Genomic DNA, 24,823 nt, shown 5'->3' with positions numbered 1-24,823 from the left:
CAGTACTATAATACTATTAATAGAAATCAGTCGAGTATTTTTTAATTTTACTCGGCTGATTTCCTGTATGCTCGTGCCAAAGGTATATATGCCGATAATCCTGTCTGCTATCTGCCATTGCGGTGATTACAGTCCACACGGGATTCTCTGCAGGTAAGCATCCATCTCCTCCTCAAGGGCGATATTTAATATGGCTCCAATATCGACGCCAAAGCACCATCCTTACCAAACATCGGCTTGCCAGTGCGTAAGTGCCCGGTGGCAAGCCCTTCGTTTGACATTATAAAACAAACGTGTTAAAAAAAATGCTATTGAACCCTGACACAGTTTAACTTACACTCTCCAATCACTCGAAGTCAGAAGTCCATATAGAATGTATATCTGTCTTAACTTCTTAACTCCCTTTCACTCCTTTATCCTCTCCTTCTTTATCCAAAAACAGCCTCAAATCCTCTTGCAGTCGGCGGAACGGCTCGGAGTTGATATAGCCGACGTGTCGGCGGAGCATTGGAATAATCTCTTCGGTGCTGTGTCCGTAACTGGAAAGTTCGTTTCTGCGCTGCACGGCGTGTACGGCATTTCGGCTGATTTCCATTTCACGGTCGCGAATCAGCTTGTCGCAGGTCTTCTTCAATGCGGGCACTACGACGGTATCGAACAGATGATGGCCCTGAATGTAGAGATAGGTGGTCTGTGGCGTTACGCCCAGTGCACGGATGTCGTCCTTTACTTTCAGGTAGCTTTCCTTGGCATCGGGATAATCGCGGTGGAACTGCTGTATCCTTCTTGCCACCTTCCGCCTTACGTTCTGAATGTTGGCGTAAGCCCTTTCAAATGTGAAATGACCTACATCTATCACTTTGTTGAAGTCCGTAATCGTGAACTTTCCGTATATGTTATTCCGGTAGAACCAGATGCTCCACACGAAGAGAGGGAAGACGGCCTCGCTGAACTGCCTGAGATATTCCTCAAAGTCGAATATGCTCTGGTCGTTCAGCGTTACTGCCACCGTTACGTCGTGCAGACTCGGCGCATAGCATTGCAGGTTTTCGATGGCATAGGCGTAGGTGTGGAATACGAAGGGATTGTGGTTTACCTCGTGCGAAACCTGTGTCGTGTCCTGAAGCAGGTAGTCGTAGTCGGCATCCACACAGGCAATCATATTCTCGCCCACCTTTTTCGATATGAGATTCATCAGCACCGACTTCTTTCCCCGCGTGAGATTCTGCCGTGAGGGCAGCATCACTTCAAAATAGCGTTGGTCGTTCTCGAATCCCGTGAGCACCGTTCGCCAGAAGAAAATATCGTCGTACGATTCCACGTAAGCCACAATCCTTGTGCGTGCCTTGCGACCGTTCAGACGGTTGGATGCCTGAATATAGTCTGACGACAGATTGTCCTTGAGACCTTTTCCCATACGTTTCCTCCTTCTTCTGTATTAGTCCTCGGTAATTTCCGTTACCTCCGTTACCTTGTCCATCCATCCGTTCATTATGACGGCAGGGCTGTGCGTGGTGAGAATAATCTGAACGTTCGGGTTCAGGTCGAGAATCAGGTCTATCAGCCGTTTCTGCCAGTCCACGTGCAGGCTCACTTCGGGTTCGTCCATAAAGAGTACGTACTGCTGATTGTCTTCCACGAGCACCGTCAGCAGTATGGCGAGCATCTGTTTTTCGCCGCTCGAGAGCTGATATGGATACAGAGTCTCGCCAATCTGCGAGAAGCATATCTCGTTTTCCGAGCGCACAATCTGCTTGCCGGTTTCGGCAAACAGTTCGTCCACGATGTCCTGAAAGCGTTTCTTTGGTGCCGAAATGGCCTGTGCTTTGCCGGCTGCATCGGCATCGCCGCTTTGGAGCACCTCGATAATCCGGTTGCCGATATTCACCTGATAGTCCAGATACTTGCGCTGGAGCTGAAAAAGCTGCCAGTCCAACTCGGTGGCAAGGTTCAGGTCCACCTTGCTGATGCTCTCCATATTCATCAGCGGACGGTCGAAGGAACGGATAATGTCGAACCTGATCCATTTCGCATCCTCCGGATAAACCTTCAGATGCACGCCCTTGAGCAAATGGCTGGGGAACTCTCCTCCCTGCGTCAGCCCCTTGACCACCTTGTTCAGGATGGTGCTCTTGCCCACGCCGTTGATACCGCTCAGGATATTCACCTGTCGGTCCAACGTCCATCTGATGTGTTTCTTGCCACCCCAGAGGGAATCAATCTCAATCTCTTCTATGTAATCGGCATATTTCTGCATAGCGTTGAAACGTAAAAGGTAATATAAAGAAGGTAAAAGACATTGCCCGACACACGTCAATGCACTTCCAGCCTGTTTGTCTGCAAAGGCATTCCCTTTGTCCCGGAAAGAGATTCGGGCTGCTTTATTTCCTACAAATATACTTATTTACTCTCAATTCCCTACATTTTTCTGTCTTTTTAACTCAAATACCATAATCGTGGTAGGCAATATAGCACAAAAGGAGTATTGTCCGCCACAAGGATTCTCCGTATCTTTGCAACCGTAAACAAGACCCGACGGTCGATAGACTTAGGTGAAAGTTCAGAGAAATGAAATAACAGAAGTATAATACATCAAACAGAAATCCCGCTTTACGTGTCCGACTTTCCCTCTTTGGGGAGTTGGAGGTGGGTATTTATCATTATGGCAAATATAGCAAACAAACTCACGGAGCTTATCGGCAACACGCCGTTGCTCGCACTCAACAAATTCTCGGAAGAGAAAGGACTCGACACGCCCATCATTGCAAAGGTGGAATATTTCAATCCCGGCGGCAGCGTGAAGGACCGTGTGGCTTTCGCGATGATTGAAGATGCGGAGAAACGGGAACTTCTGAAGCCGGGCGCAACCATCATTGAGCCAACGAGTGGAAACACCGGTGTGGGGCTTGCACTCGTTGCAGCCGTGAAGGGCTACAAGCTCATCCTCACAATGCCCGAGACTATGAGCATTGAACGTCGCAATCTGGTAAAGGCCTACGGTGCCACCGTGAAGCTGACGGACGGACGGGACGGAATGAAAGGGGCTATCAAGACTGCCGAGGAACTGCGCGATTCCATTCCCGGAAGCATCATCCTGCAACAGTTCGAGAACGAAGCCAACCCGGAGAAGCACTATCTGACCACAGGTCCGGAAATCTGGCGCGACACCGACGGACAGGTAGACATCTTCGTGGCAGGCGTCGGCACGGGCGGCACGGTCAGCGGTATCGGAAAATACCTCAAGGAAAAGAATCCCGAAGTGAAGATTATCGCCGTAGAACCTTCTTCTTCGCCCGTATTGAGTGGTGGAGAGAGTGGTGCTCACAAGATTCAGGGCATCGGTGCAGGCTTCATTCCGAAGACCTATGACGGCAAGGTGATAGATGAAGTGTTCCAAGTGGAAAACGATCAGGCTGTCCTTTTCGGTCGGGAGCTTGCCCAACAGGAGGGTCTTCTCGTGGGAATATCGTCGGGTGCCGCTGTCTTTGCGGCTGTGGAGATTGCCAAGCGTCCTGAGAACAAGGGCAAGCGCATCGTTGTTATGCTTCCCGATACCGGCGAACGCTATCTCTCCACCGTACTCTATGCTTTCGATGAATATCCATTGTAAGCCGGAGGATAAAAGAAAGATGGTGTGAAAAAACAGCATCATCGGTTCAGCAGAACGACTGTTGCCGCCGACCGATGAATACCCGATTTGCAACTGACCGAAGAATGCGTTCCATTCTTCGCAAGAATACAATGCAAACGTGCGAAGAATGGACTGCATTCTTCGCACGTTTGGAATTGGAATATTTGTAGTTTGATTTTCAGCCACTTACGAAATGTGCGACATAAGTTCATCTGCCATTTGCCGTGGGACTATTTTTTGTAGTGCCTGACAATCCATTCCCAACAAGGGTCATTGCCCGAAAGCAAGTCTGCCATAGTCGGAATGATGATTTTGTGGGGAGCGAAGTGTTTCTCTTTCAGTCGGCTGATGTCGGGACGCAGAAACATTTTATGGGAAATGGTACCCTCGACTTTGGTATTTGGCAGTTGCCATATAAGGATGTCGCCGTAATTGGACGTGTTGTAGCAGCTCTCTCCTCCGATGACCTGCCCGATATGGTTGTCGCTTGCTTCCAAGACAAGCATAGCGGCACTACTGAATGTATGTTCATCCTGTATGAATATCACGTTGCCTTTGAATATACTGTCTTCATTGCAGTTGAGCAGATGGAATATGGATTTGTCGATGCCGTCATTGCTGTCGGCATTGGCTTTTTCTGTGTCAAATGGTCTCAGCCGGCTGTCGTAAAGCGTTGCATAATCTATTGCGCCCCCATTCTGCTGACGGCACAAATCTTCCGTCTGCTTGGAATATTCAGGGTAGAACAGTTCATACAGGGGAGAAAAACGAATGTTGGAAGATACCGTCATATAATCGGGATTGGAGATGCCTTTTCTGACCACAGGATAGAGCCAGCTCATCAGTTCCGTACACAGCAGACTGTTGCCGCCGCCGTTTTGTCTCACGTCGATAACGAGCGTCTTGATTTTCCTGTTTTCTATTTCCGAGAACATCTTGCGCAAGGTCTCGTGGAAAAAAGGAATGGAGTTCAGCATTTGCTGCTGCTCTTCCGTGAGTTTTATTCCCCGCTGCTCCATCATCCAGTTTTGTGTGTATCGGTCTTCGCACGCATTGAATTGCAGATAGGCAATGCCGTGGTCGTCGTCAATCTTGTAGAAGAAAGGAACATTGTGCCTTTCGCGGACGTGGACGGAGGTCGAAGTGTCGCCGGCAGGTTTCAGAACTTCCATCCTTGACCTGTCGGGAACGATGGGACGCAACTTTACCACAGAGCCGTCGCTCATAGTCAGTGCAAGAAGTGAGTCGGGACGGTTGCAGGGCAGATGTTTTACTAATGAGAAATGGTTTTGCAGTTGTGAACCCATAATCGTGCCCCGCAGTGCCACTTCATTGTCGCCGCTGATATATTGGGAGAACTGACGGATGAAATCTTCTGCGCTGACGCCGTTGATTTTTTCTACTTTCTTCCCGAGCGCATCCTTGAAATCCTTATCCACGCCTCTCAATATATATCCGTCGCCGGTATAGCTCAGGTTGAACATATAATAAAGGTCGTTGGGCGTGGACAGGTTCAGGTTGATGCTCGAATGCCCGTCGTGGAGGATTGAAATCTGGCGTTGCAGATAGAGTTTAAAATCCTGCTCGTCCTTGCATCGCTTCAGTTGCTTGTAGCCCACGCTTTCCATACTGTCTATGCTGAACGGATCCGAAAGTTGCTTGCAGAAGGCAGGGTGGGTGGTGCGCAAGGCATCGGTGAAAAGCAGAAAGTCTTTTTGATATTTGTTGCCGTTTCTGTACTTTTTACTCTGTTCTACCACGGCGTTATGAATCTCCACGCTTCTAACTGTTTGTCCGGCAGCATTGATCGCGAGCAGCATCAGCACCGATAATAAAATTCCTCTCATAGCGATATTATATTATTGTAGTTTTAAAATAAACGCCTCTTCAGTATTATTATTTTCTTTACAGGGCTATTTGCAGCCGACTGCTTACCGAAGTCCGGCACAAAGCATTTTTCAGTACTTTTACAATATGCTGATTATCAATATATTGCAAAATGTACTTTGGGCGTGAAAAAAAGGTATATACCTTTTGGTCGAAACGTATATACCTTTTTGGAGAAATGTATATACCTTATTTTAAAGTGGACAAGGAGACAAGAAAACAAGTGGACAAGAAGACAAGTGGACAAGAAGACAAGTGGACGAGAAGACAAGTGGACGAGAAGACAAGTGGACGAGAAGACAAGTGGACGAGGAAACAAGTGAACGGGTTTGCAAGGAAAAGGAAATCAATTTTAATGTTCAGGAGGATAGTCGAAAAGGATAATCTGACAGAGGGCTTTATAGGCTTTCTTCTTTGAGGTAAGAATAATTATGAATTAATAATTTTGTTCTTCCCCTGTTTTGATGTATCTTTGTAGCTATGAATTTACAAGATTCGCAGAACATAAAAATGAGCGGGAGTGTCATCATCGTGGATGGGGATTACATCGACGGCGTGGCGTTCAACCTTATCGTGAACTTTGAAAGGATGCTGAACAGGAGAATCCCACAGGCAGACTTGAGTCAGTGGATAGTGAACATAGCCCTTGACGGCCGTATGAAGCCGGGCAGTCACGAAACACAGGTAGTGATTTTGCACGACAGGAACAAGAAGGCATTCGATAATTTCGTGCCTTCAAACTTTGAGAGCGAACTCGACAAACAGGCGTTCAGGGATGAAAAGCTCGGCGAGTTCATTATCAACACCATTGCTACGGGAGGCGAGGTAACTGCAAAGGACGAAGTGCTGCTCGATTTCCTGAGGATTGTACTTAGCCACAAGGAGGTGCGCCGCATTATGATTGTTCCGAATGCAGAAGACGGAAACATCTACGGCACGCTTCGCAATGCCCTTCGCGACGTTGATGATGAGGAAAAGCACATCACGATGTTTGCAATGCAGCCTATGGAAGGCGGCAACTTCAAGCAGCAGATTCTCGGATATTCGATTATGAATGCGATGGGAATCAGGGGCGATGAGATAGAAAATAGAATAAGATAAAAAAGAATAAAGTAACTATGGGAAAAGTTTTGATGATTGGTGCAGGTGGCGTAGCTACCGTTGCAGCATTCAAAATCGTTCAGAATCAGGACGTATTTACAGAGTTTATGATTGCAAGCCGTCGCAAGGAAAAGTGCGACGAGTTGGTAAAGGCTATTCACGATAAGGGATACAAGGCCGACATCAAGACGGCACAGGTAGATGCCGACGATGTGGAGCAGTTGAAAGAGTTGTTCAACGCATTCAAGCCTGAATTGGTTATCAACCTCGCTTTGCCCTATCAGGACCTTACTATTATGGAGGCTTGTCTGGCCTGTGGCTGCAATTATCTTGATACGGCCAATTACGAACCGAAGGATGAGGCTCACTTTGAATACAGTTGGCAGTGGGCATACAAGGAAAAGTTCGAGAAGGCCGGTCTGACTGCCATTCTCGGCTGTGGTTTCGACCCGGGTGTTTCACAGGCTTACACGGCATACGCAGCCAAGCACCATTTCGATGAAATCCATTATCTGGATATTGTAGACTGCAATGCCGGTAATCATCACAAGGCTTTCGCCACGAACTTCAATCCTGAAATCAATATTCGTGAAATTACCCAGAAGGGACTGTATTATGAGGATGGCAAGTGGATTGAAACAGAGCCGTTGGCTGTGCATCAGGACTTGACTTATCCGAATATCGGTCCCCGAGATTCATATCTGATGCACCACGAAGAACTGGAATCACTGGTTAAGAATTACCCGACCATCAAGCGTGCGCGCTTCTGGATGACATTCGGTCAGCAGTATCTGACTTATCTTGACTGCATTCAGAACCTCGGTATGAGCCGTATCGACGAGATTGAATACGAGGCACCATTGGCAGATGGCAGCGGAAAGACTGCAAAAGTGAAGATTGTGCCGTTGCAGTTCCTCAAGGCTGTGCTGCCAAATCCACAGGATCTCGGCGAAAACTACGATGGCGAAACTTCCATCGGCTGCCGTATCCGTGGCATCAAGGACGGCAAGGAGCAGACCTACTATGTTTATAATAACTGCAAGCATCAGGAAGCGTATAACGAAACAGGTATGCAGGGCGTGAGCTATACTACCGGTGTGCCGGCAATGATCGGTGCGATGATGTTCTTCAAGGGACTTTGGCGCAAGCCGGGCGTATGGAACGTAGAGGATTTCGACCCGGATCCATTTATGGAAGAACTCAACAAGCACGGATTGCCTTGGCACGAGGTGTTCGGCGGAGATTTGGAATTGTAACAGCGCAGCAGCAACACAAATGGCTTGCAGATTAGAATTCATAGACTTCATTTGTCAGCAGATTGCATCAGTCGGCGAAGTACGTTACCGGAAAATGTTCGGCGACTATATGATTTATGCCAATGACAAACCGGTTGTCATTGTCTGTGATGATATTGCTTATGTAAAGAAGCATCAAGCGATTGAACATCTGATGAACGAAGCCGAATGTGGCTGCCCGTATGAGGGAGCAAAGGAACATTATGTGCTCGACGTGTCAAAGCAACAGCACGCCGTAGATGTGGTAAAGGCATTGGAAGCCGTGCTCCCTTATCCCAAGCGCAAGACGAAGAATAAATAAAAGGTGGGTTCCGTCAAGTCGTTCTTGAAACATTGAGTGGATTTACAGGAACCAACCTAAAATTAATAACCTCATTTTATCATCGATAAATAGGCAATGGCACAAAAGAAATTCAAGTTGAAACCGGAAGATATCAAGGATTTGCTTCCCGACTGGGAAGAGGCTGACGGCTGTTTTGCAACAGACAGGATTACCGTTGATGGCTGCAAGGTTGGTTATATGTATCGGGAAGAACCTGACGAGGACGTGCCTGATAGTGGATGGCGTTTCTTTGAAGGCGAAGAAGATGATGAATATCTTGACAATCCCGATAATATGGAGATTTACAATCTCAACACCATCGCCAACTACGATATGGAAATCATACCATTGCTCAACGCTCCATACGGAACGGCTTATTATCGGGATGAAAGCGGAGTGTTCCAAGAAGAGGATTTGGAGATTCCTGAAGACGAATAAAACAACAAAGAAAATAAAATGGCAGAAACAAACGAAGGGAAATTGAAAGCCTTGCAGGCTGCAATGTCCAAGATAGAAAAAGATTTCGGCAAGGGCTCCATTATGAGAATGGGCGACGAGCAGATAGAAAATGTGGAAGTGATACCGTCGGGCAGTATTCAGCTCGACCTTGCACTCGGCGTAGGCGGTTATCCGCGTGGAAGAATCATAGAAATCTACGGACCGGAAAGTTCCGGTAAGACCACGCTGGCTATCCACGCCATAGCCGAAGCACAGAAAGCAGGCGGCATTGCCGCATTCATCGATGCAGAGCACGCCTTCGACCGATTCTATGCGCAGAAACTGGGCGTGGATGTAGACAACCTCTGGATTTCACAACCCGACAACGGCGAACAGGCGTTGGAAATTGCCGATCAGTTGATTCGCTCCTCGGCAATCGATATTCTGGTGGTAGACTCCGTGGCAGCCCTTACGCCAAAGAAGGAAATCGAAGGCGATATGGGCGACAACGTGGTGGGACTTCAGGCGCGTCTGATGAGTCAGGCCTTGCGCAAGCTGACTTCAACCATTGCCAAGACAAACACCTGCTGCATCTTCATCAATCAGCTGCGCGAGAAAATCGGCGTGATGTTCGGCAATCCTGAAACAACGACCGGTGGTAACGCCCTGAAGTTCTACAGCTCAGTACGTCTTGATATCCGTCGCGTTACGTCAATCAAGGACGGCGACAACGTCATAGGTAATCAGGTGCGTGTGAAGGTTGTGAAGAACAAAGTGGCACCTCCATTCCGTAAGGTTGAGTTTGAAATCACTTTCGGAGAAGGCATCTCAAAGATTGGCGAAATCCTCGATCTCGGTGTTGAATACAATATCATTCAGAAGAGTGGCAGTTGGTTCAGCTACAACGGCACGAAACTCGCACAGGGGCGCGACGCCACCAAGACGATGCTGAAGGACAATCCCGAACTGACAGAAGAAATAGAAGGACTCATCAGAGAAGCCATTGCAGCCAAAGCTAACAAATAAACATTTTATTTGCACAGACGGAGAGAGAATCACAAAGCGTGGTTCTCTCTTTTTTATATCTCCGTTTTATCCTGATATTTCTTTTTCCAAGTTCTACCATCTGATAATTTTGAAAGTCTTATAAGTTATTGAATATCAGTTTGTAAAATGTTTCATTCCATTCTTGCGAAGAATGCAATTCATTCTTCGCACAAACGCGTTGCATTCTTCGCAAGAATGCAGTACAATCTTCGCACGTTTGGATGTAAGGTTTCAATCATTTGATTTTCATACATTTGAAAACTCATCGTCGAACGTGGATCTGCACAGTTTCATTATGCCCGATTGGCAATCCAAATAATGTATGCAGCAAGGAATATTTCGTTTGCACGATGTTTGATTTTCATATATTATTTGCTGATTCCGAGGATTTTTCGGAACTTTGCAAGGAAGTTGTGCATTGCAATGCTGTTGGTTTCTCACGGATTGAATACTGACAATGAGCTGAGAAATCGACAAGACGTGCGGCAGCTGCATTATCAATATATTATAAACATAATCCTTCCAACAGGCGTTTATCACTCGGAAATGATTCAAGACGAACTAATCTATCAGGTTTTGCAGGAGTTCAGGTTTGCTCCCACAGTCGCCCAGTCGAAGGCTTTACAGACGTTTGCAGCCTTTCTTACCGACAGGGACGACCGTGCCGTGATGATTCTGCGAGGCAGTGCCGGTACGGGCAAGACCTCGTTGGCAGGTGCCATCGTGCGGACGGTGCAGCGATTGCGAATGAAGGTGATGCTGTTGGCTCCCACGGGTCGTGCCGCCAAGGTGTTTTCGCTGAATGCCGGTTTGCCGGCATCGACCATTCACCGGAGAATCTACCGAGAAAAGGCTTTCAATGGTGCCGACGGGCAGTTCAATCTCAACAGGAATATGTATCGGGATATGCTGTTCGTGGTGGACGAAGCGTCTATGGTGAGCCTTTCTTCGGGCACTACGGCTTTCGGGAGTGGACGGCTGCTCGACGACCTTATACAATATGTGTATGAGGGCAGCAACTGCCGTATGCTCCTGATAGGCGACAAGGCGCAGCTGCCACCAGTTGGAGAGGAGGAAAGTCCTGCCTTGCGCGGCGATGTGCTCCGTTCCTACGGTCTTCGAGTCTACGAGTGCGACTTGGATGAAGTACTCCGTCAGAGCTGTGATTCGGGTATTCTGTGGAATGCCACGATGATTCGCGAGATGATAACCCACGATGAGGCTACGCAGTTGCCGAGGATTCGCCTTAAGGGCTTTGCAGACATTTCCATCGTACCGGGCGATGAACTCATAGAGAGCCTTGCCTCGAGCTATTCTGCCGTGGGAATGGACGAGACAATGGTCATTACCCGTTCCAACAAGCGTGCAAACATCTTCAATCAGGGCATTCGGAACACGGTGTTGGGAAGGGAGGAGGAACTCACTACGGGCGATATGCTGATGGTGGTAAAGAACAAATACACGGCAACTCCCACATCTTCCGATGCAGGGAAAGCCAACGATGGAAACCGAGAATTGCAAAACAGCGGGACAACGGCAGGCAAAGCATCCTCTTTCGTGGGAGGAATCGAAGGGGGATTTATTGCCAATGGCGACCGTGCCATTGTTCGCCGTGTCCGAAACTTCCGTGAACTCTATGGATTCCGATTCGCCGATGTCACGCTGGAATTTCCCGATTACGACAGGACGGAACTGGACACGGTGGTGGTTTTGGACACGCTGACAGCCGAAGCACCGGCACTTACACACGAACAGAACGAGCAGCTTTTCAACAGCGTGATGGAGGATTATGCCGATGTGCCCTTGAAGGCCGACAGGATGAAGCAGTTGAGAGAGGATGATTACTACAATGCAATGCAGATAAAGTTCGGCTATGCCGTAACGTGCCACAAGGCACAGGGCGGACAATGGGCGCACATCTATCTGGATCAGGGATATATGACCGATGAGATGCTCACTCCCGACTACATTCATTGGCTTTACACGGCTTTCACACGTGCCACGGAGCATCTTTATTTGGTAAATTGGCCCAAGCAGCAGGTGGAAGAATGAACGAAAAGATTTGTTTGCTTTTGCTTTGCATTGTCGTTTATATTTCATAACTTTGCAATCATAATAAACTGATACGCCTATGAGAAAATTGATTTGTTTTGCAGCAATGCTTGTTCTGCCATTGCTTGCGAGTGCTCAGACAACGGGCAGATTCACGATAACGCCACGCGTGGGAGTGATGGTTTCAGATTTGGCAGGTTCCGATTACAAATCGCTCTACGAATCAAAGACAGGTCTGGGCATAGGTGCCGACGTTGAATACAGGTTCAACGATGTTTTGGGGCTTTCCTTAGGTGCTTTTTACACTCAGCAGGGTGCAAAGACCAATATGGCATTGCTGTATGGCAACAAATTTGCAACATTCAACCAAGATGAGTTTATTCCATATAAAATGACAGATGAAATAACTCAAATGGGTACTGTGGGCGATATAGATTTCAACAGGAAAGACTATGAGCAATATCTGTATTACCGCTTTCAGAAAACAAAGTTGGACTTTCTGAGTGTTCCGGTGCTTCTTCAGGCTCACGTTTGGGACGGTCTGACTGTGAAATTGGGTGTTCAGTGCGATATTTTGCTGAATGCCAAGATTGAAACAGAGTTGGAGGCAGGTGTGGATGGCGTGATTACGCACAGCAAACCGGAGATAGATGTAGACGATACAAAGAATGTGGCTTTCTCTGTTCCAATAGGCGTGTCTTACTCCTACAAGAACATAGAATTGGATGCACGCTATTTATGGGGTGTTTCCAAAATCAATAAGCAGCAGGATGATGAGGGAAACTACAAGAACAGTTCGTTTATGATAACATTGGGATATAATTTCCATCTTTAAACACTGGTATAGATAGGAAAAACTCTCGCAAATCATCCTTCTGAGTTGCGAGAGTTTTTTCTGTTGTGTGCGAACAATAAGTTTGGCATAAGTCTTGTTCATAACTCAATGATGGAAATAACGATAGATTATCTGCAACAGGCATTCAGCAAATACAATGCGCTGATGTTTGAAGGAAAGCTGCCCTTGCCCGTATTGAAGCTCTCCAAGGCTCGCACACACCTCGGACAGATAGCGTATAAGCGCAGGAAGAGTTGGATGAAGACGAAGTTGTATGACTTCACTATCTCTGTTTCCACCTATTATAATCTGTCGCAAGCAGAAATTGATGATGTAATGATCCACGAGATGATACATTATTATATTGTGTTTATGGGTATCAAGGATACTTCTTCGCACGGTTTGGTGTTCAGAAAGATGATGTCAGAGATTAACAGGAAGTACGGTCGGCATCTGAGCATCTCTGCAAAGACAATGGGAATGGAGACAACGGCACCGCCAAAGTTGTCTGCCTATCTTGTTCTTGCGCTTGAAATGAAAGACGGCACCCGCTATCTTTCATCCGTCAATCCTTCTTTTGCCCGTAAACTATCCTTGTCGCTCTCCCGCATTCCCAATCTTGCCTCCCATTCTTGGTACACCTCCAGCGACTCTTTCTTTCAGAATATGCCACGTGTCCGTAGTTTTAGAGGGCGTAAAGTCTCTAAAGAAGTTTTTGACGAGCTGATTGGCAAGATGTCGCCGGTGGATTAGAACGCCAAACAGAAATCCTTATCAGTCCGGCGTTTCTCTTTGATTATCAAACTTTCAGGCTACAACTGTTTCTCTACGGTCAATGCTTTCTCCTTTGCTATCTTCTGATAATTTGAAGGTGCAATGCCGATTGTATTCTTGAACAGCGTAACGAAGTAGGAACGGCTTTTAAAGCCAAGCCCTTCCGCAATAGCCTCAATGGTATAGTTTTGATACTGCTCCACATCGTTGAGACGGCGACAGGCCTCTTTTATGCGATAGCTATTCAGGAAGGCTTTAAAATTGTTGCCAAAGTTCTGATTTATGGCTTGGGAAACCAGCCATTGACGCTCGCCGGCCATTGTTGCAAGGGTTTGAATGCAGAAGTCTGTATCGAAAATAGCTGTGGAATGATTCATTATGTCCACCAACTTTTGATAAATCTGTGCAAGCTCTTCGCTGCTTTTTGTATATTTGCTGCTCTCATTTGTTTTACTATCAACAACTGGCTCCTCAAGTTCGCTTTCTATGTTCGGCAATTCTTTACGCTCTATAAAGCCTTGTTCGTTTGCAAGCAATTTCAGGCTTTGCTCATAAAGCTGCAAATGTTTCCGTTTCAGTCTGCGTAAACGCACAAATATCCATCCCGACAGTATCGTTATCGCAGTGATGGCAAGCAAAAGGAATATAATAAGTTTGCTCTTTTGTTCTCCCTTGCTGTGCAGCATGTTTACGTTGTAGGTAGCTTCGTTTAGTTTCGATTGAAACATTTTATCGTTCATCTTCTCCACCTTACTATTATAAAGCAGAAAATCTTTTGCTTCAAGATACAGCATTCTGTACTTTGAAGCTGCTGCCTTGTCGGCTTTTCCGTGAAGATAGAATGAATACAGTTCGTTGTAAAGCACCGTGAGCATTAGTTTATTGCTTTCTGCATTAGCCTTATCTATGGCTTTCAGCATATAGTTCTCTTCTGCATCGTGATTGTCTATATGGTGGTAGGCTTTAGACAAAAGTATGTAGGCAGTCAGCAGCCCTTCGTTCGGCATTTCATCTTCTTTGAATTTTTCGAGGAGAAGAAAGTTGTTTAAAGCTTCCACATAGTTGCTTCTGTTGTATGCCAGCAGTCCTTTGCACAGGTTTTCCATATATCGGCAGATGGCAGCGTCTGTATGATTGCCCTGCGAAAACTGCTTTTCCACTTCGCTGTTGATATATTGCGTATTGCCGCTTATTATGGCAAGACTCGACATATCGCACAAAACTTGCGAATAGGCAATATAGTCTTTACTTTGCAAAGCCTTGTTGAACGATGTCTTGCATATATCTAATATCGGTGTTGTTATTTTGCATCCGTTTCGCAGTATGTCGCTCGTTACATTCAGGCTGTACAGGTTTAAATTTATGCGCAGCACTAAATCGTTTCGCTGAAACCGGTTGGCCAGCTCCTGTGCTTTTACCAAATAGATGTAAGCCTTCTGATAATCGAAGATCGGGCCAAAATGAAGCAAGCCCAAATTGTTTATACCTTTAATTACAAATTCTTCTTCATCTTGCTCCAATTTATTGTTGTCAGCCCTGTCAGCGAGTACAGAATAGCAAACGACGGCACTATCGACAGATGTCTTACTGGCTGCATACGCACGCCCCATCTCCAGAAGCTGTTTGCTTGTGAGGGTGGTACAATAGGCTTTAAAGGCTTCTTTTCTGTTTGCCTGTGCAGATAATGCGCTGCAAGCAAACAAGAAAATCATTAGAATAATTGTTTTTATATGTTTTGTTTCCAATCCGTTCTGTGTTTTTGTTGTCTGCGAAAGCTGCAAGAACAGCTTCATCATTGTTGCAAAAATAGCAATTTAATCGGTATAAAACAAACTTTTAAGGTGGAAAAAGAACGGATGCAAAGATGCTGATGATGCTTGGCTGAAGACATTTTTCTCGTTTTTTACCTGTCATAATAACGCAAAATGGGCGATTTCATCGCTATTATGTTCTATTTTAGCAAAATAAGACATACGCAAGGAAGAAAAGTTCAGCAATATGTTTTTTAGTTTCTAACTTTGCTTTGTCGTTTGAAAGCAAATGCTATCAATCATTCCATTCGGCTTTGAACGGTATTTAAAACAACAATCTAAACAGTATAACATTATGAAAAAGAACATTACATTTTTGGCAGCAGGCTTATTGGCACTGATGAGCCTTCCTACAACTCTTGATGCACAGACGCTGGAATTAAGAGGCGTAAAGAACAATATGCGCTACGACGATGGAGAAACAAGCAAAAGCGTCTATGTGGGCTACGACAAAGAACAAGGCAAGGCTATTTTTACCGGTGACGTAGGTTTGTGGAAAATGGGAATGGAAGACCAAAAGATAACTTCTGAACTGGTTCATTACGATAATTTGTTATATGGAAACTCTGGTTCGGTATATGTGAAAGGCAACGTTTACACGGTTTTCAGCCATCAGAAGAATGATGATTCCGGCGAAATGGAATTTATTGTCCGCAAATGGAATGCAGAAACGGGCGAAAAACTTTCAGAACAGGTCTTCCCGAAATCAGCTAATTTGGAGTCAAGGGGTATGTCATACAACCCTATTGACGGCAAGGTGTATGGACTTTTCTACATTACCGATGCTGATTTACCCGGTTCTGATGAAGATATAGATCCGGAAGACAAACAGGAAGGACTCACGACCGATGCCGGTTATGCCATTGGTACCATTGATTTGGAGACTATGAAGATGACGCAAATCACGCCGGGACTCTATTACGAAAACTTTGTAACGCTGGCCTGCAATCCTGAAGGTCGTCTGTTTGCAATGACAGCAGGGGGCAATCTGACAGAATTTGACCGAAACACAGGCTTGATGCTTACCAAAACGGTTGTGAACGGAGACGGAGAAAACACGGAAGTGAGCATTTTCGAGCATTCAGGTGTTCAATCACAATTCAAGCGTCAGGCTGCCTGCTTCGATTACAAGACCGGCAAAATGTATTGGAATGGTTTTGTGAACAATGGTATGGGTGTAAATGCGTGGGGCTCTGTTGGCCCATTGCCCGACAAGGAATGGCGTAAGAACGGCAAATACGACACAGCTTTGTACGAAGTAGACATCAACACGGGTAAGGCTACGATGATAAACAAAATTCCGAATCGCATCAGTTTCTCCTGTCTCTGGGTAGTAGGCAACGATGCAAGCGATATTGTTGATGGAATTGAAACCATAGAAGAAGCACAAACCAACAATGTTGCAGTCTATAATATCTCCGGTCAATTGATATATAAAGGTGTTGAAAGCAATGTAAACCTTGCAAAGGGCTTATACATCATAAAGAAAGGAAACACTGCAAAGAAAGTTTACATTCCTTAATTCCGCAAAAGTTCAAATTAAATATATAGTAAAATTCCCGAGCAATAATAAATTGCCCGGGAATTTTTGTTGTAAAATCTCATTTACCGTAAGTATCTCCATTAAGAAAATATTGGATTTATCCCTTAAAGATTAGCCAACTCAATCACTTTCTCAACAGCAGCATTGACGCCATCTGCGTCTTTACCACCTGCCTGAGCGTAATGTGGCTGACCACCGCCGCCGCCCTTGATGAGCTTTGCAGCTTCGCGGATAATCTGTCCAGCGTTCATATTGTGCTCTTTCACCATATCGTCGCTGAGCATAATGGAAAGCAACGGACGGTTTTCATATACAGAGCCGAGCACGCAGACGAGCTTTTCAGGGATTGCCTCACGAACCTTGAAGACTATATCCTTTGCGGAAGCCGGTTCAACGGGGAGAACTGCCTTCACAACATTGATGCCATTGACCACCTGAACCCGCTCTGCCAGACTCTTTGCAGCACGGTCGGCAGCCTGCTGACGGAAACTTTCCATTTCCTTCTTCATACTGTCGTGTTCCTCTATGTATTTTGCGATGACACCCTTTAAATCCTTAGCGTTGTTGAACATAGCTTTCAGGTCGCGCAAGGTGTCTTCCAATGCGTAGATAGCCTCCTCACAGTTCTGTCCGGTCATAGCCTCAATACGGCGGACACCTGCTGCAACGCTGCTCTCGCTCACGATTTTGAAGAAACCGATACGGCCGGTTGATGTTGCGTGAATACCACCACAGAACTCACAGCTCGGACCGAAGCTGATCACGCGCACCTTGTCGCCGTATTTCTCGCCGAAGAGTGCAACGGCACCCATCTTCTTTGCCTCCTCAATCGGAGTCTCACGATGTTCCTCGCGCTTTATGTCCTGACGGATCATATCGTTCACCAAGCGTTCAACCTGACGTAGTTCCTCATCAGTAACCTTTTGGAAGTGAGAGAAGTCAAAGCGCAATGTATCAGGACTGACGTAAGAACCCTTCTGCTCTGCGTGTTCGCCGAGCACCTGCTTCAAAGCATAGTCGAGCAAGTGAGTTGCAGAGTGGTTGGCAGCCGACGCATCCCGCTTGTCGGTATCGACGCAAGCCATAAAGTCTGCCTCAACATTCTTCGGCAATTCCTTCACGATGTGAATGCTCTGGTTGTTCTCACGCTTCGTATCGATGATATCAACGGTTTCGTCCTCGCTGACGAGCACGCCCTGATCGCCGACCTGTCCACCCATTTCTCCATAGAACGGAGTGTGGTTGAGCACCAGTTCGTAGAAACTGCTCTTCTTCTGCGTAACCTTTCGATAGCGGAGAATGCTGCATTCGTATTCCGTATAGTCGTAGCCAACGAATTCCTGTTCCCCTTCCTTCAAGACCACCCAGTCGCCATTCTCAACAGCGGCAGCATTGCGCGCACGGGCTTTCTGCTGTTCCATTTCCTCATCGAACTGCTTTTCGTCTACCGTGAACCCATTCTCACGGCAGATGAGTTCCGTCAGGTCGAGAGGGAAACCGTAGGTGTCGAACAAACGGAAAGCCTCCTTGCCGTCGAGTTCGGTCTTACCCTGCTTTTTCATTTCGTCCATAGCGTTGGTAAGGAGATTGATTCCCTTTTCCAATGTGCGGAGGAAAGAGTCTTCCTCTTCCTTGATAACACGGGCAATGAGTTCGCGCTGTGCCGGAAGTTCGGGATATGCGCCGCCCATTTCGTGGATGAACACGGTAAGGAGCTTGAAGATAAACGCTTCCTTCTGACCGAGGAAGGTATATGCGTAGCGAACGGCACGGCGGAGAATGCGGCGGATTACATAGCCTGCCTTCGCATTGCCCGGCAGTTGTCCGTCGGCAATAGAGAAAGCCACGGCACGCATGTGGTCGGCAACCACGCGCATCGCTATGTCAATCTTTTCCTGTTCGTTCGCAGCCTCGCCATTCTTTCCGGACGGGGTGGTAAAGCCATACTTCTTTCCACACAAGCGTTCCATTTCCTTGATGACAGGCTGGAAAATGTCTGTGTCGTAGTTGGAGTTCTTCTTCTGAAGCATACGCACCAAGCGTTCAAAGCCCATACCGGTGTCAATTACGTTCATAGCCAAAGGCTCGAGCGAACCGTCGGACTTGCGATTGAACTGCATAAAGACGATATTCCAAATCTCGATAACCTGCGGGTCGCCCATATTCACAAGCTCACGGCCGGGCTTTTTAGCCTTGTCTTCTGCGCTGCGGGAGTCTACGTGTATCTCCGAGCAAGGCCCGCAAGGACCCGTATCGCCCATTTCCCAGAAGTTGTCGTGCTTGTTTCCGTTGATAATATGGTCTTCAGGCAAGTGCTTCAGCCAACAGCTCGCAGCCTCATCATCGCGTGAAATGTTTTCCTCGGGACTTCCTTCAAAAACGGTAACGTAGAGGTCGGCAGGGTCTAATTTCAGCACATCGACGAGATACTCCCAAGCATAGTCGATAGCTTCTTCCTTGAAGTAATCGCCAAAGCTCCAGTTGCCGAGCATTTCAAACATCGTGTGGTGATACGTGTCGTGCCCCACCTCTTCCAAATCGTTGTGCTTGCCGCTTACACGCAGACACTTCTGCGAATCGGCACGGCGGCGCGGGGCAGGTTCTTTCGTTCCGAGAATAATATCTTTCCACTGGTTCATACCAGCATTTGTAAACATCAGCGTAGGGTCGTCCTTGATAACCATTGGAGCGGACGGTACGATGACGTGTCCTTTCGACTCAAAGAATTTCTTGTATGAGTCGCGGATTTCGTTAGCTGTCATCATCTTATTTGTTCTTATTTTTAAAAATTCATTCAAAAGTATTGCAAAGATACTGACTTTTCACTATTTTTGCAAATGAATTGATAAATGATTGACAGATAGCAGACAAGGATGCAGGTTCAGGAGGATTAAAATTGACGAATCATCAGGGTGCAAGTGCAGAGATTGGTTTCTCAATGATAATCTGTTTGCCCATTAACCCACCGTTTTTCCTTGTCAGCTGAACACATATTACGCTATGGCAGAAAATTCACGTAAACTGTATTATTCCATCAAGGAAGTGGCACAGGAAATCAATGTGTCGGAGAGTTTGCTCAGATACTGGGAAACCGAGTTTCCACATCTCCGTCCGAAGACGACAGGCAACCGAGTGCGCCAGTACACCGAAAAGGATATTGAGCAGATAAAGGTAATCTACAACCTCGTGAAGGTGCGCGGATTCAAGATTGCGGCAGCAAGAAAAATGTTGCAGGAAAACCGTAGCGGTGTGGAAAAAAGTCAAAAGGTGCTTGAAAGTCTCATTTCGGTCAGAGACCAGTTGAAGGAACTGAAGGCGAAGATTGACGGATTGGTGTGAACGGATATTGACGGTATAATGAGGCAAGGGCTGAATCATTGCGATTCAGCCCTTGCTTTTTTGTATGGATTCAGACGTGGAAACGGATAACAGGAAAGCAAGTCCTCAACATTAGTTTTGAATATCCGGAGTAGCAAATCTGTAAATATTCATTACCGAAAAACGCTCTCTGAAAATTCTCAATCCAGCGTTTGCAAGTCAGTATTTCGATAATTAAAAAGCAGATTTGCGAAGTCCATTCTCTAAACGTGCGAAGAATGGAATGCAGGTCTGCGAAGAACGGAATGCAATCTTCGCACGTTTGCAAACTCATCTTGCGAAGAATGATAGCGAAAAACAAGGCGTTTGCATCGTTTTTGCGTGCGTTTCTGCGAAGAATACCTGTGAGAATATGCCTTCATACTTGACCAGTTGCTGATAATCATTTGCTGGTCAAATGTTTATAAACATTGGTCAAAAATCGCATATTTGAAAATAATTTTATTCCCGTTCAGAAAATGGGGCTGTTTTTCGAGGCATTTGTCAAGTAAATTCATAATTCCTCCTATATCTTTTATGCAAAATCAAGTGGCTGTCCCTTTCTTCTTGTAGGAGGAATGTAAGGATATAAAAAACTCTGCCAACGAAGACGTTGGCAGAGTTCTTAGTATGTAATCTATTGGAGCATTTGGTTTCTTAGGTTTATTGGTTTTGCCTGAAGAAACACAAATGCTTTGTTGGCGTTTACTTGTTGGAAAGTTTGAAAGTTTTCACACCTTCATCGGTAATAACCTTCAAAACAACAATACCCCGCTGCAAGCCAGTAATGCTGATAGTAGGCTCATAGCCACCTTGTTTCAGCAACTGTCCGGCTGCATTATAGAGATGGTAGCTCTTGTATTGGCCACCCATAGCAATTCCATTTTCGGTAACAACGGGCTGCAAACTGCCATTTCCCGCATTCACACCGTCGATGCCGGTAATGAATGTAGCAAGCAACTTGACCATTACAGGCTCAGCTCCGGGAGTTTGAATCAAGTATGCTGCCGCGCGCTGGCTATCGTCACTTGCCTTGTACGTGAATGTTGCAGTACCACCGGTGGAAAGCAACTTGCCGGGTGTCTTCAGTTTGAAATAGCTCTTCATTCTTCCCGGAACCAACGTTACGCTGACAGGATAATTCGCATTCTCCGTTGTAATGTTGAACGACATTTCTTCCGTCTCTACATCTTTACGGAATGGGAAACTGAAGAACTCCTTATCAACAGTAATCTTTGGCAGGTCGGTACGGCCGAATGTTACATTGTCTACCATCCAAACGAGATTGGAGAAGTTACCGCCGTGTTCAGCCCACTGTGTGAAAGCAATGTGGAACTTGTCTTCAATAGGGAACTCGCTGCGCAATGCCTCAAGGTCTATGCGATAGTCCAGCCATTCTTTTTCATTCTCTTCTATCACAACGCCGAATGGAGCGTACTTGCGCAGGTCTAAATAGTAAACCTGTGCCTGACCTCCGTTTTCTGTAATGATATAAGCATCAAAACTCTGCTTGCGCTGTTCCATACTCAAGCCCGAGAAGCGTGTACGGAAAGTGAGAATCTTGCTTGCTGCCTTTTGATAGGAGAGTGTTGGAGAAATCAACCATGCTTCGTGGAAACGCTCATCTTCCTGTCCCCACTTGAAGAATGTAATGTATGCACCTTCGCTCTCAACAGGAGAGCTTACTTCAAGGTCGGCCTTTTGATGCCAGATTCTGAAAGGAATGTCCCCCATTGTAGCAAAGTTCTGCCAACCCGGAATGCTGAGAATGCGGGTATGGCGACGGTTGTCAAAGTTCTCATCCAGTTTTGCCAAAGGCTCGGCATCGGCATTGATGAAGATAGCATCTTCTATTTTATCCAGATTCTGACGCTTCTCTACCGGGTTCGGATTGAACGCTACCATATTTACCTTAATATCGTTGTCGCTCTTGTTCACGAAACGAATCAGCGTCGGACGGATAGTGTTTACCTTAAACTCGCCTTCGCTGTCGGCAGCTTCCAGTGATTTCCAGTGTCCTCCACCGTCAAGTGAGTATTCAGCGATACATTTTGCAGCCGATTCCTTCGGACTCATCTTCATCGTAATCAAACCGTTCTCGAGCAGTTCGTCAAAGTACAGCTCGCCCGATTTGCTTAAAGTAACATCGCTTGCAGCATTCCATTTGCCGTCGATGTGCCACCAACCGAGGTCGTAACTGCCAAATCCTTCCCACTCCTTACGGCCATCGAAGCGGGCATCGCCCTTAGGAGCTTCGGAGAATTTCTCTGTTCTGATAGCTGTATTAGCTTCTTCGCAGACACCAACAAGTGGGATTTCCAATGTCTCGCCGCAGATAGTAGTTACCAAAACCTTGGCTTTGAACGTACCGGCTTCCAATGGAGTGAACGTAATATTGATTTCCGGAGTGCCGATAATCTTTTCGCTCTTGGAACTGTAATAATAGTAACCAGACTTTGTGTTCTTGAAATAAGCGTGGAGAGGGTCTTGCTCAATCTTCACGTACACGTCGGTGATTTCGTGTTCAACAGTAAACGTGAACGACTGACTGTCGGTCTTGCCCTTGTCAGCACGCATTTCGCGCACCTGAACGCCTTCGCCCAACTTCAAGGTAGGCTTGTTGTCCTTATCCATAAAGTAGCTGATCAGGGTCAAACCACTTGACAATGCCGGATCGCCGCCTGCAAACGATACGCTGAAAGCGTTGCTTGCCGTGTAGGCACCTTTCTTTGTAGGTGTTACGGTAAGTTTGCTTGCGATAGAACTATTGGTCGGAAGTTCTTCTATATCAAGTTTCAATACCTTGTCTGCGAGAACTGTTGCGCCGCCGCCACTAAAGTTAGGCTTTGCCGCTGCCATATTTCTTGACTGAATGGCGATGTCATATACTGCCGGCACGCCAACTCTACCGTAAATTGTGGTAACTTGCGGGAGAATGGCTACGAGTGGGTGTGCCTGTGCATAGCTTTGAGGGATGCGTTCAGCTGTAAATTCGTCGAAAGCGACTTCACAATTTTCCAAAACCTCAACTTTAAATTCGAGCTTTGTTGCGCCATCCGGACAAGTTGTACGGAATTTCAGGTCGCCCCACGCCAACATCTTACCGAAGAAAATATTAGGATTGTCTACGAAATTCTTTTCAGCACATTCGATGAGCGTGCCGGCATCATCGGTCCAACGCATTGCGAGGCGCAAAGTTGCTTTTCCGTCAGGGCTTGCAACTGTCTTATACTTCATCGTACATTCCACTTCATCGCCTGCCGTAACTTCCTTGCCTGCTTTCTTCAGGTCAATAATCTGGCGCAGATAGCCCTTTTGTCCTTCGGTAATGATTCCAACGGCAAAACCACCGTCATTTCGGTAAGTGTCAGACTCGGTAAGTTTTTTCACTCTTGCCCCAACGGCTTCCCAATATGTAGGCATATTTTTCTTAAATTCCCAGAAGAAGCCGTCTTCCAACAGTTCCACTTGTGGCTTTTCTTCCTCAACCTCTTCAATAGCTTCGCCAGAGAGCGTAACAGTCTGTGTCTGATCACCTACAATAATCTTAATAGCAGCATTCTTTTTACCTTTGGCAGTAGGTTTGAATGCAACGGTTATTTTACCACCTTTTTGTGTCAAGCCTTCAGGTGTCTCTGTTTCTACTGAAAAATCATAAGCGTCGCCCTCAAGTATTGGCTTGATGCTGCCACCGTTATAGTTTTCGATGGTTACATTGATAACCTGTTTTTCTGACTCTTGACCAACTTTCAAAGAGCCAAAATCAAGTGCAGTTTGGTCTACTTCAAGTGTTGGAGAAGCCGTTGCTTCGCCGGTTTCAATATTCTGAACCTCAAAATATCCACGATTGGCTTTTTCGCCTTCACAAACAAAAGCTATAAAGCCTTTTTCTGCATCTACTGTTGGGATGGAAGCCGTGCGCTTTGTAAATTCAGAACTGTGCTCGGTAGTCGAAATTTCATCAATCTTGCCAAGCTCATTACCCTGCTTGTCTATCAGAATGACAGACATCTTGCAAGTGCCTTTTGGCGAACCCAACTTCCATCCATAATTGAGTTTCTTGCCTCCGATTGCTTTCAGACTTAGCGCAGGAGAAACAAGATAGGCTTTAAAAGTGTCAGTTGTTTTCGATAGATTCAGCGTCATTATGTTCAACTTGAACGACTCGTCTGCATAAGTTCCATCCCAATAAGCAAGTTTCTTGTCGGAAGAAACAGCATTCCAAGTCTTCTCTACTCTCAGGGCGTTTTTATACCCTTCCGTCTGTGATAATGATTGCTTTGGATCGTCATCGTTCAGCACAGTGAAGTCAATCCCTTGGGCTTGCACATTCCCTGCTCCGAACAAAGCGAAGAGCAAACAAATCCACATAACTTTCCGCGAAAATGTTTTAATCTGCATCATAATTTGTGTTTTTAGGTTTGCTTTTAATATTACATCTAATGGAGCAAAGATATAAAATTTTTACTAAACTAACAATTTTTTACGACATTATTTGTGAAAAGTCGTCTAAAAATATATTTATCTGTAAGAAAAATTCAGAAAACCTTTAAAAGTTGTCATTCCACCTTATTATTATACGTAATGCTCCATTGAGCGAATCATCTTCCTGCACATTGTCAAAATCCCTATGTTTTTTGCTCATTTCCCTTCCAAACAGCATTGTCTGGATTCAACAAAACATCTCTTATTATGGGGAGATAATAAACACGATTTCCAAACGACCGAAG

Annotated in this window: 18 protein-coding genes; 12 read left to right on the top strand and 6 right to left on the bottom strand. The window is 46.0% G+C overall.

Annotated features, from left to right (window positions below):
- Positions 1-394: 394 nt before the first annotated feature.
- On the bottom strand, positions 395-1,417 hold the full coding sequence (locus P150_RS0105755) for a DUF4435 domain-containing protein (protein ID WP_028896856.1): 1,023 nt from the start codon (positions 1,415-1,417) through the stop codon (positions 395-397).
- Between the two features lie 21 nt (positions 1,418-1,438).
- On the bottom strand, positions 1,439-2,257 hold the full coding sequence (locus P150_RS0105750) for an AAA family ATPase (protein ID WP_028896855.1): 819 nt from the start codon (positions 2,255-2,257) through the stop codon (positions 1,439-1,441).
- 405 nt (positions 2,258-2,662) lie between these two features.
- On the opposite strand from P150_RS0105750, the gene cysK reads away from it, so the two are divergent.
- Complete coding sequence (gene cysK, locus P150_RS0105745; RefSeq protein ID WP_028896854.1) at positions 2,663-3,610, top strand: cysteine synthase A; 948 nt, start codon at positions 2,663-2,665, stop codon at positions 3,608-3,610.
- Between the two features lie 251 nt (positions 3,611-3,861).
- Here cysK and P150_RS0105735 read toward each other — a convergent pair whose 3' ends face one another.
- A complete protein-coding gene (locus tag P150_RS0105735; protein WP_081819283.1) occupies positions 3,862-5,478 on the bottom strand; it encodes a S41 family peptidase in 1,617 nt (538 codons plus the stop codon).
- Between the two features lie 263 nt (positions 5,479-5,741).
- On the opposite strand from P150_RS0105735, the gene P150_RS17515 reads away from it, so the two are divergent.
- From P150_RS17515 to P150_RS0105685, 9 genes are all read left to right on the top strand, one after another.
- Positions 5,742-5,936 (top strand): hypothetical protein, encoded by a 195-nt coding sequence (locus P150_RS17515; RefSeq protein WP_155952948.1) that lies wholly within the window; start codon positions 5,742-5,744, stop codon positions 5,934-5,936.
- A 62-nt stretch (positions 5,937-5,998) separates the two neighbouring features.
- Entirely contained in the window at positions 5,999-6,619 is a 621-nt protein-coding gene (locus P150_RS0105725; protein WP_028896851.1) for a DUF6621 family protein, read from the top strand.
- Positions 6,620-6,636: 17 nt separating this feature from the next.
- A complete protein-coding gene (locus tag P150_RS0105720) occupies positions 6,637-7,875 on the top strand; it encodes a saccharopine dehydrogenase family protein (protein WP_028896850.1) in 1,239 nt (412 codons plus the stop codon).
- A gap of 19 nt (positions 7,876-7,894) precedes the next feature.
- Positions 7,895-8,215, top strand: a complete 321-nt coding sequence (locus tag P150_RS0105715; protein ID WP_028896849.1) for a TfoX/Sxy family protein — start codon at positions 7,895-7,897, stop codon at positions 8,213-8,215.
- A gap of 96 nt (positions 8,216-8,311) precedes the next feature.
- Complete coding sequence (locus P150_RS16065; RefSeq protein ID WP_051617570.1) at positions 8,312-8,674, top strand: DUF2185 domain-containing protein; 363 nt, start codon at positions 8,312-8,314, stop codon at positions 8,672-8,674.
- A gap of 18 nt (positions 8,675-8,692) precedes the next feature.
- A complete protein-coding gene (gene recA, locus P150_RS0105705; RefSeq protein WP_028896848.1) occupies positions 8,693-9,700 on the top strand; it encodes a recombinase RecA in 1,008 nt (335 codons plus the stop codon).
- Between the two features lie 567 nt (positions 9,701-10,267).
- Positions 10,268-11,773, top strand: a complete 1,506-nt coding sequence (locus P150_RS0105695) for an ATP-dependent RecD-like DNA helicase (protein ID WP_028896847.1) — start codon at positions 10,268-10,270, stop codon at positions 11,771-11,773.
- A gap of 79 nt (positions 11,774-11,852) precedes the next feature.
- Positions 11,853-12,608 carry an outer membrane beta-barrel protein gene (locus P150_RS0105690; RefSeq protein ID WP_028896846.1) on the top strand — a complete coding sequence of 252 codons (756 nt, stop codon included), beginning with the start codon at positions 11,853-11,855 and terminating at the stop codon, positions 12,606-12,608.
- A 108-nt stretch (positions 12,609-12,716) separates the two neighbouring features.
- Positions 12,717-13,361: a SprT-like domain-containing protein gene (locus tag P150_RS0105685; protein WP_369793307.1), complete on the top strand. Its 645-nt coding sequence runs from the start codon at positions 12,717-12,719 to the stop codon at positions 13,359-13,361.
- Positions 13,362-13,420: 59 nt separating this feature from the next.
- Here P150_RS0105685 and P150_RS0105680 read toward each other — a convergent pair whose 3' ends face one another.
- Complete coding sequence (locus tag P150_RS0105680; protein WP_197018053.1) at positions 13,421-15,094, bottom strand: AraC family transcriptional regulator; 1,674 nt, start codon at positions 15,092-15,094, stop codon at positions 13,421-13,423.
- 394 nt (positions 15,095-15,488) lie between these two features.
- Between P150_RS0105680 and P150_RS0105675 the strand changes: the two genes are divergently transcribed.
- The gene (locus P150_RS0105675; protein WP_028896843.1) at positions 15,489-16,715 is read left to right on the top strand and encodes a T9SS type A sorting domain-containing protein; all 1,227 of its coding nucleotides are present in this window, start codon (positions 15,489-15,491) and stop codon (positions 16,713-16,715) included.
- A 125-nt stretch (positions 16,716-16,840) separates the two neighbouring features.
- On the opposite strand, the gene alaS is transcribed toward P150_RS0105675, so the two are convergent.
- Positions 16,841-19,501: an alanine--tRNA ligase gene (gene alaS, locus P150_RS0105670; RefSeq protein ID WP_028896842.1), complete on the bottom strand. Its 2,661-nt coding sequence runs from the start codon at positions 19,499-19,501 to the stop codon at positions 16,841-16,843.
- Positions 19,502-19,736: 235 nt separating this feature from the next.
- Here alaS and P150_RS0105665 point away from each other — a divergent pair, with 235 nt between their 5' ends.
- On the top strand, positions 19,737-20,075 hold the full coding sequence (locus P150_RS0105665; RefSeq protein ID WP_028896841.1) for a MerR family transcriptional regulator: 339 nt from the start codon (positions 19,737-19,739) through the stop codon (positions 20,073-20,075).
- A 723-nt stretch (positions 20,076-20,798) separates the two neighbouring features.
- On the opposite strand, the gene P150_RS0105650 is transcribed toward P150_RS0105665, so the two are convergent.
- Complete coding sequence (locus P150_RS0105650; RefSeq protein ID WP_028896840.1) at positions 20,799-24,497, bottom strand: choice-of-anchor J domain-containing protein; 3,699 nt, start codon at positions 24,495-24,497, stop codon at positions 20,799-20,801.
- Positions 24,498-24,823: the final 326 nt, after the last annotated feature.

The organism is Prevotella sp. HUN102, from assembly GCF_000688375.1.
GTDB lineage: Bacteria > Bacteroidota > Bacteroidia > Bacteroidales > Bacteroidaceae > Prevotella.
The sequence above is the reverse complement of the archived record's forward strand: the minus strand, read 5'-3'. Positions and strand labels throughout refer to the sequence as shown.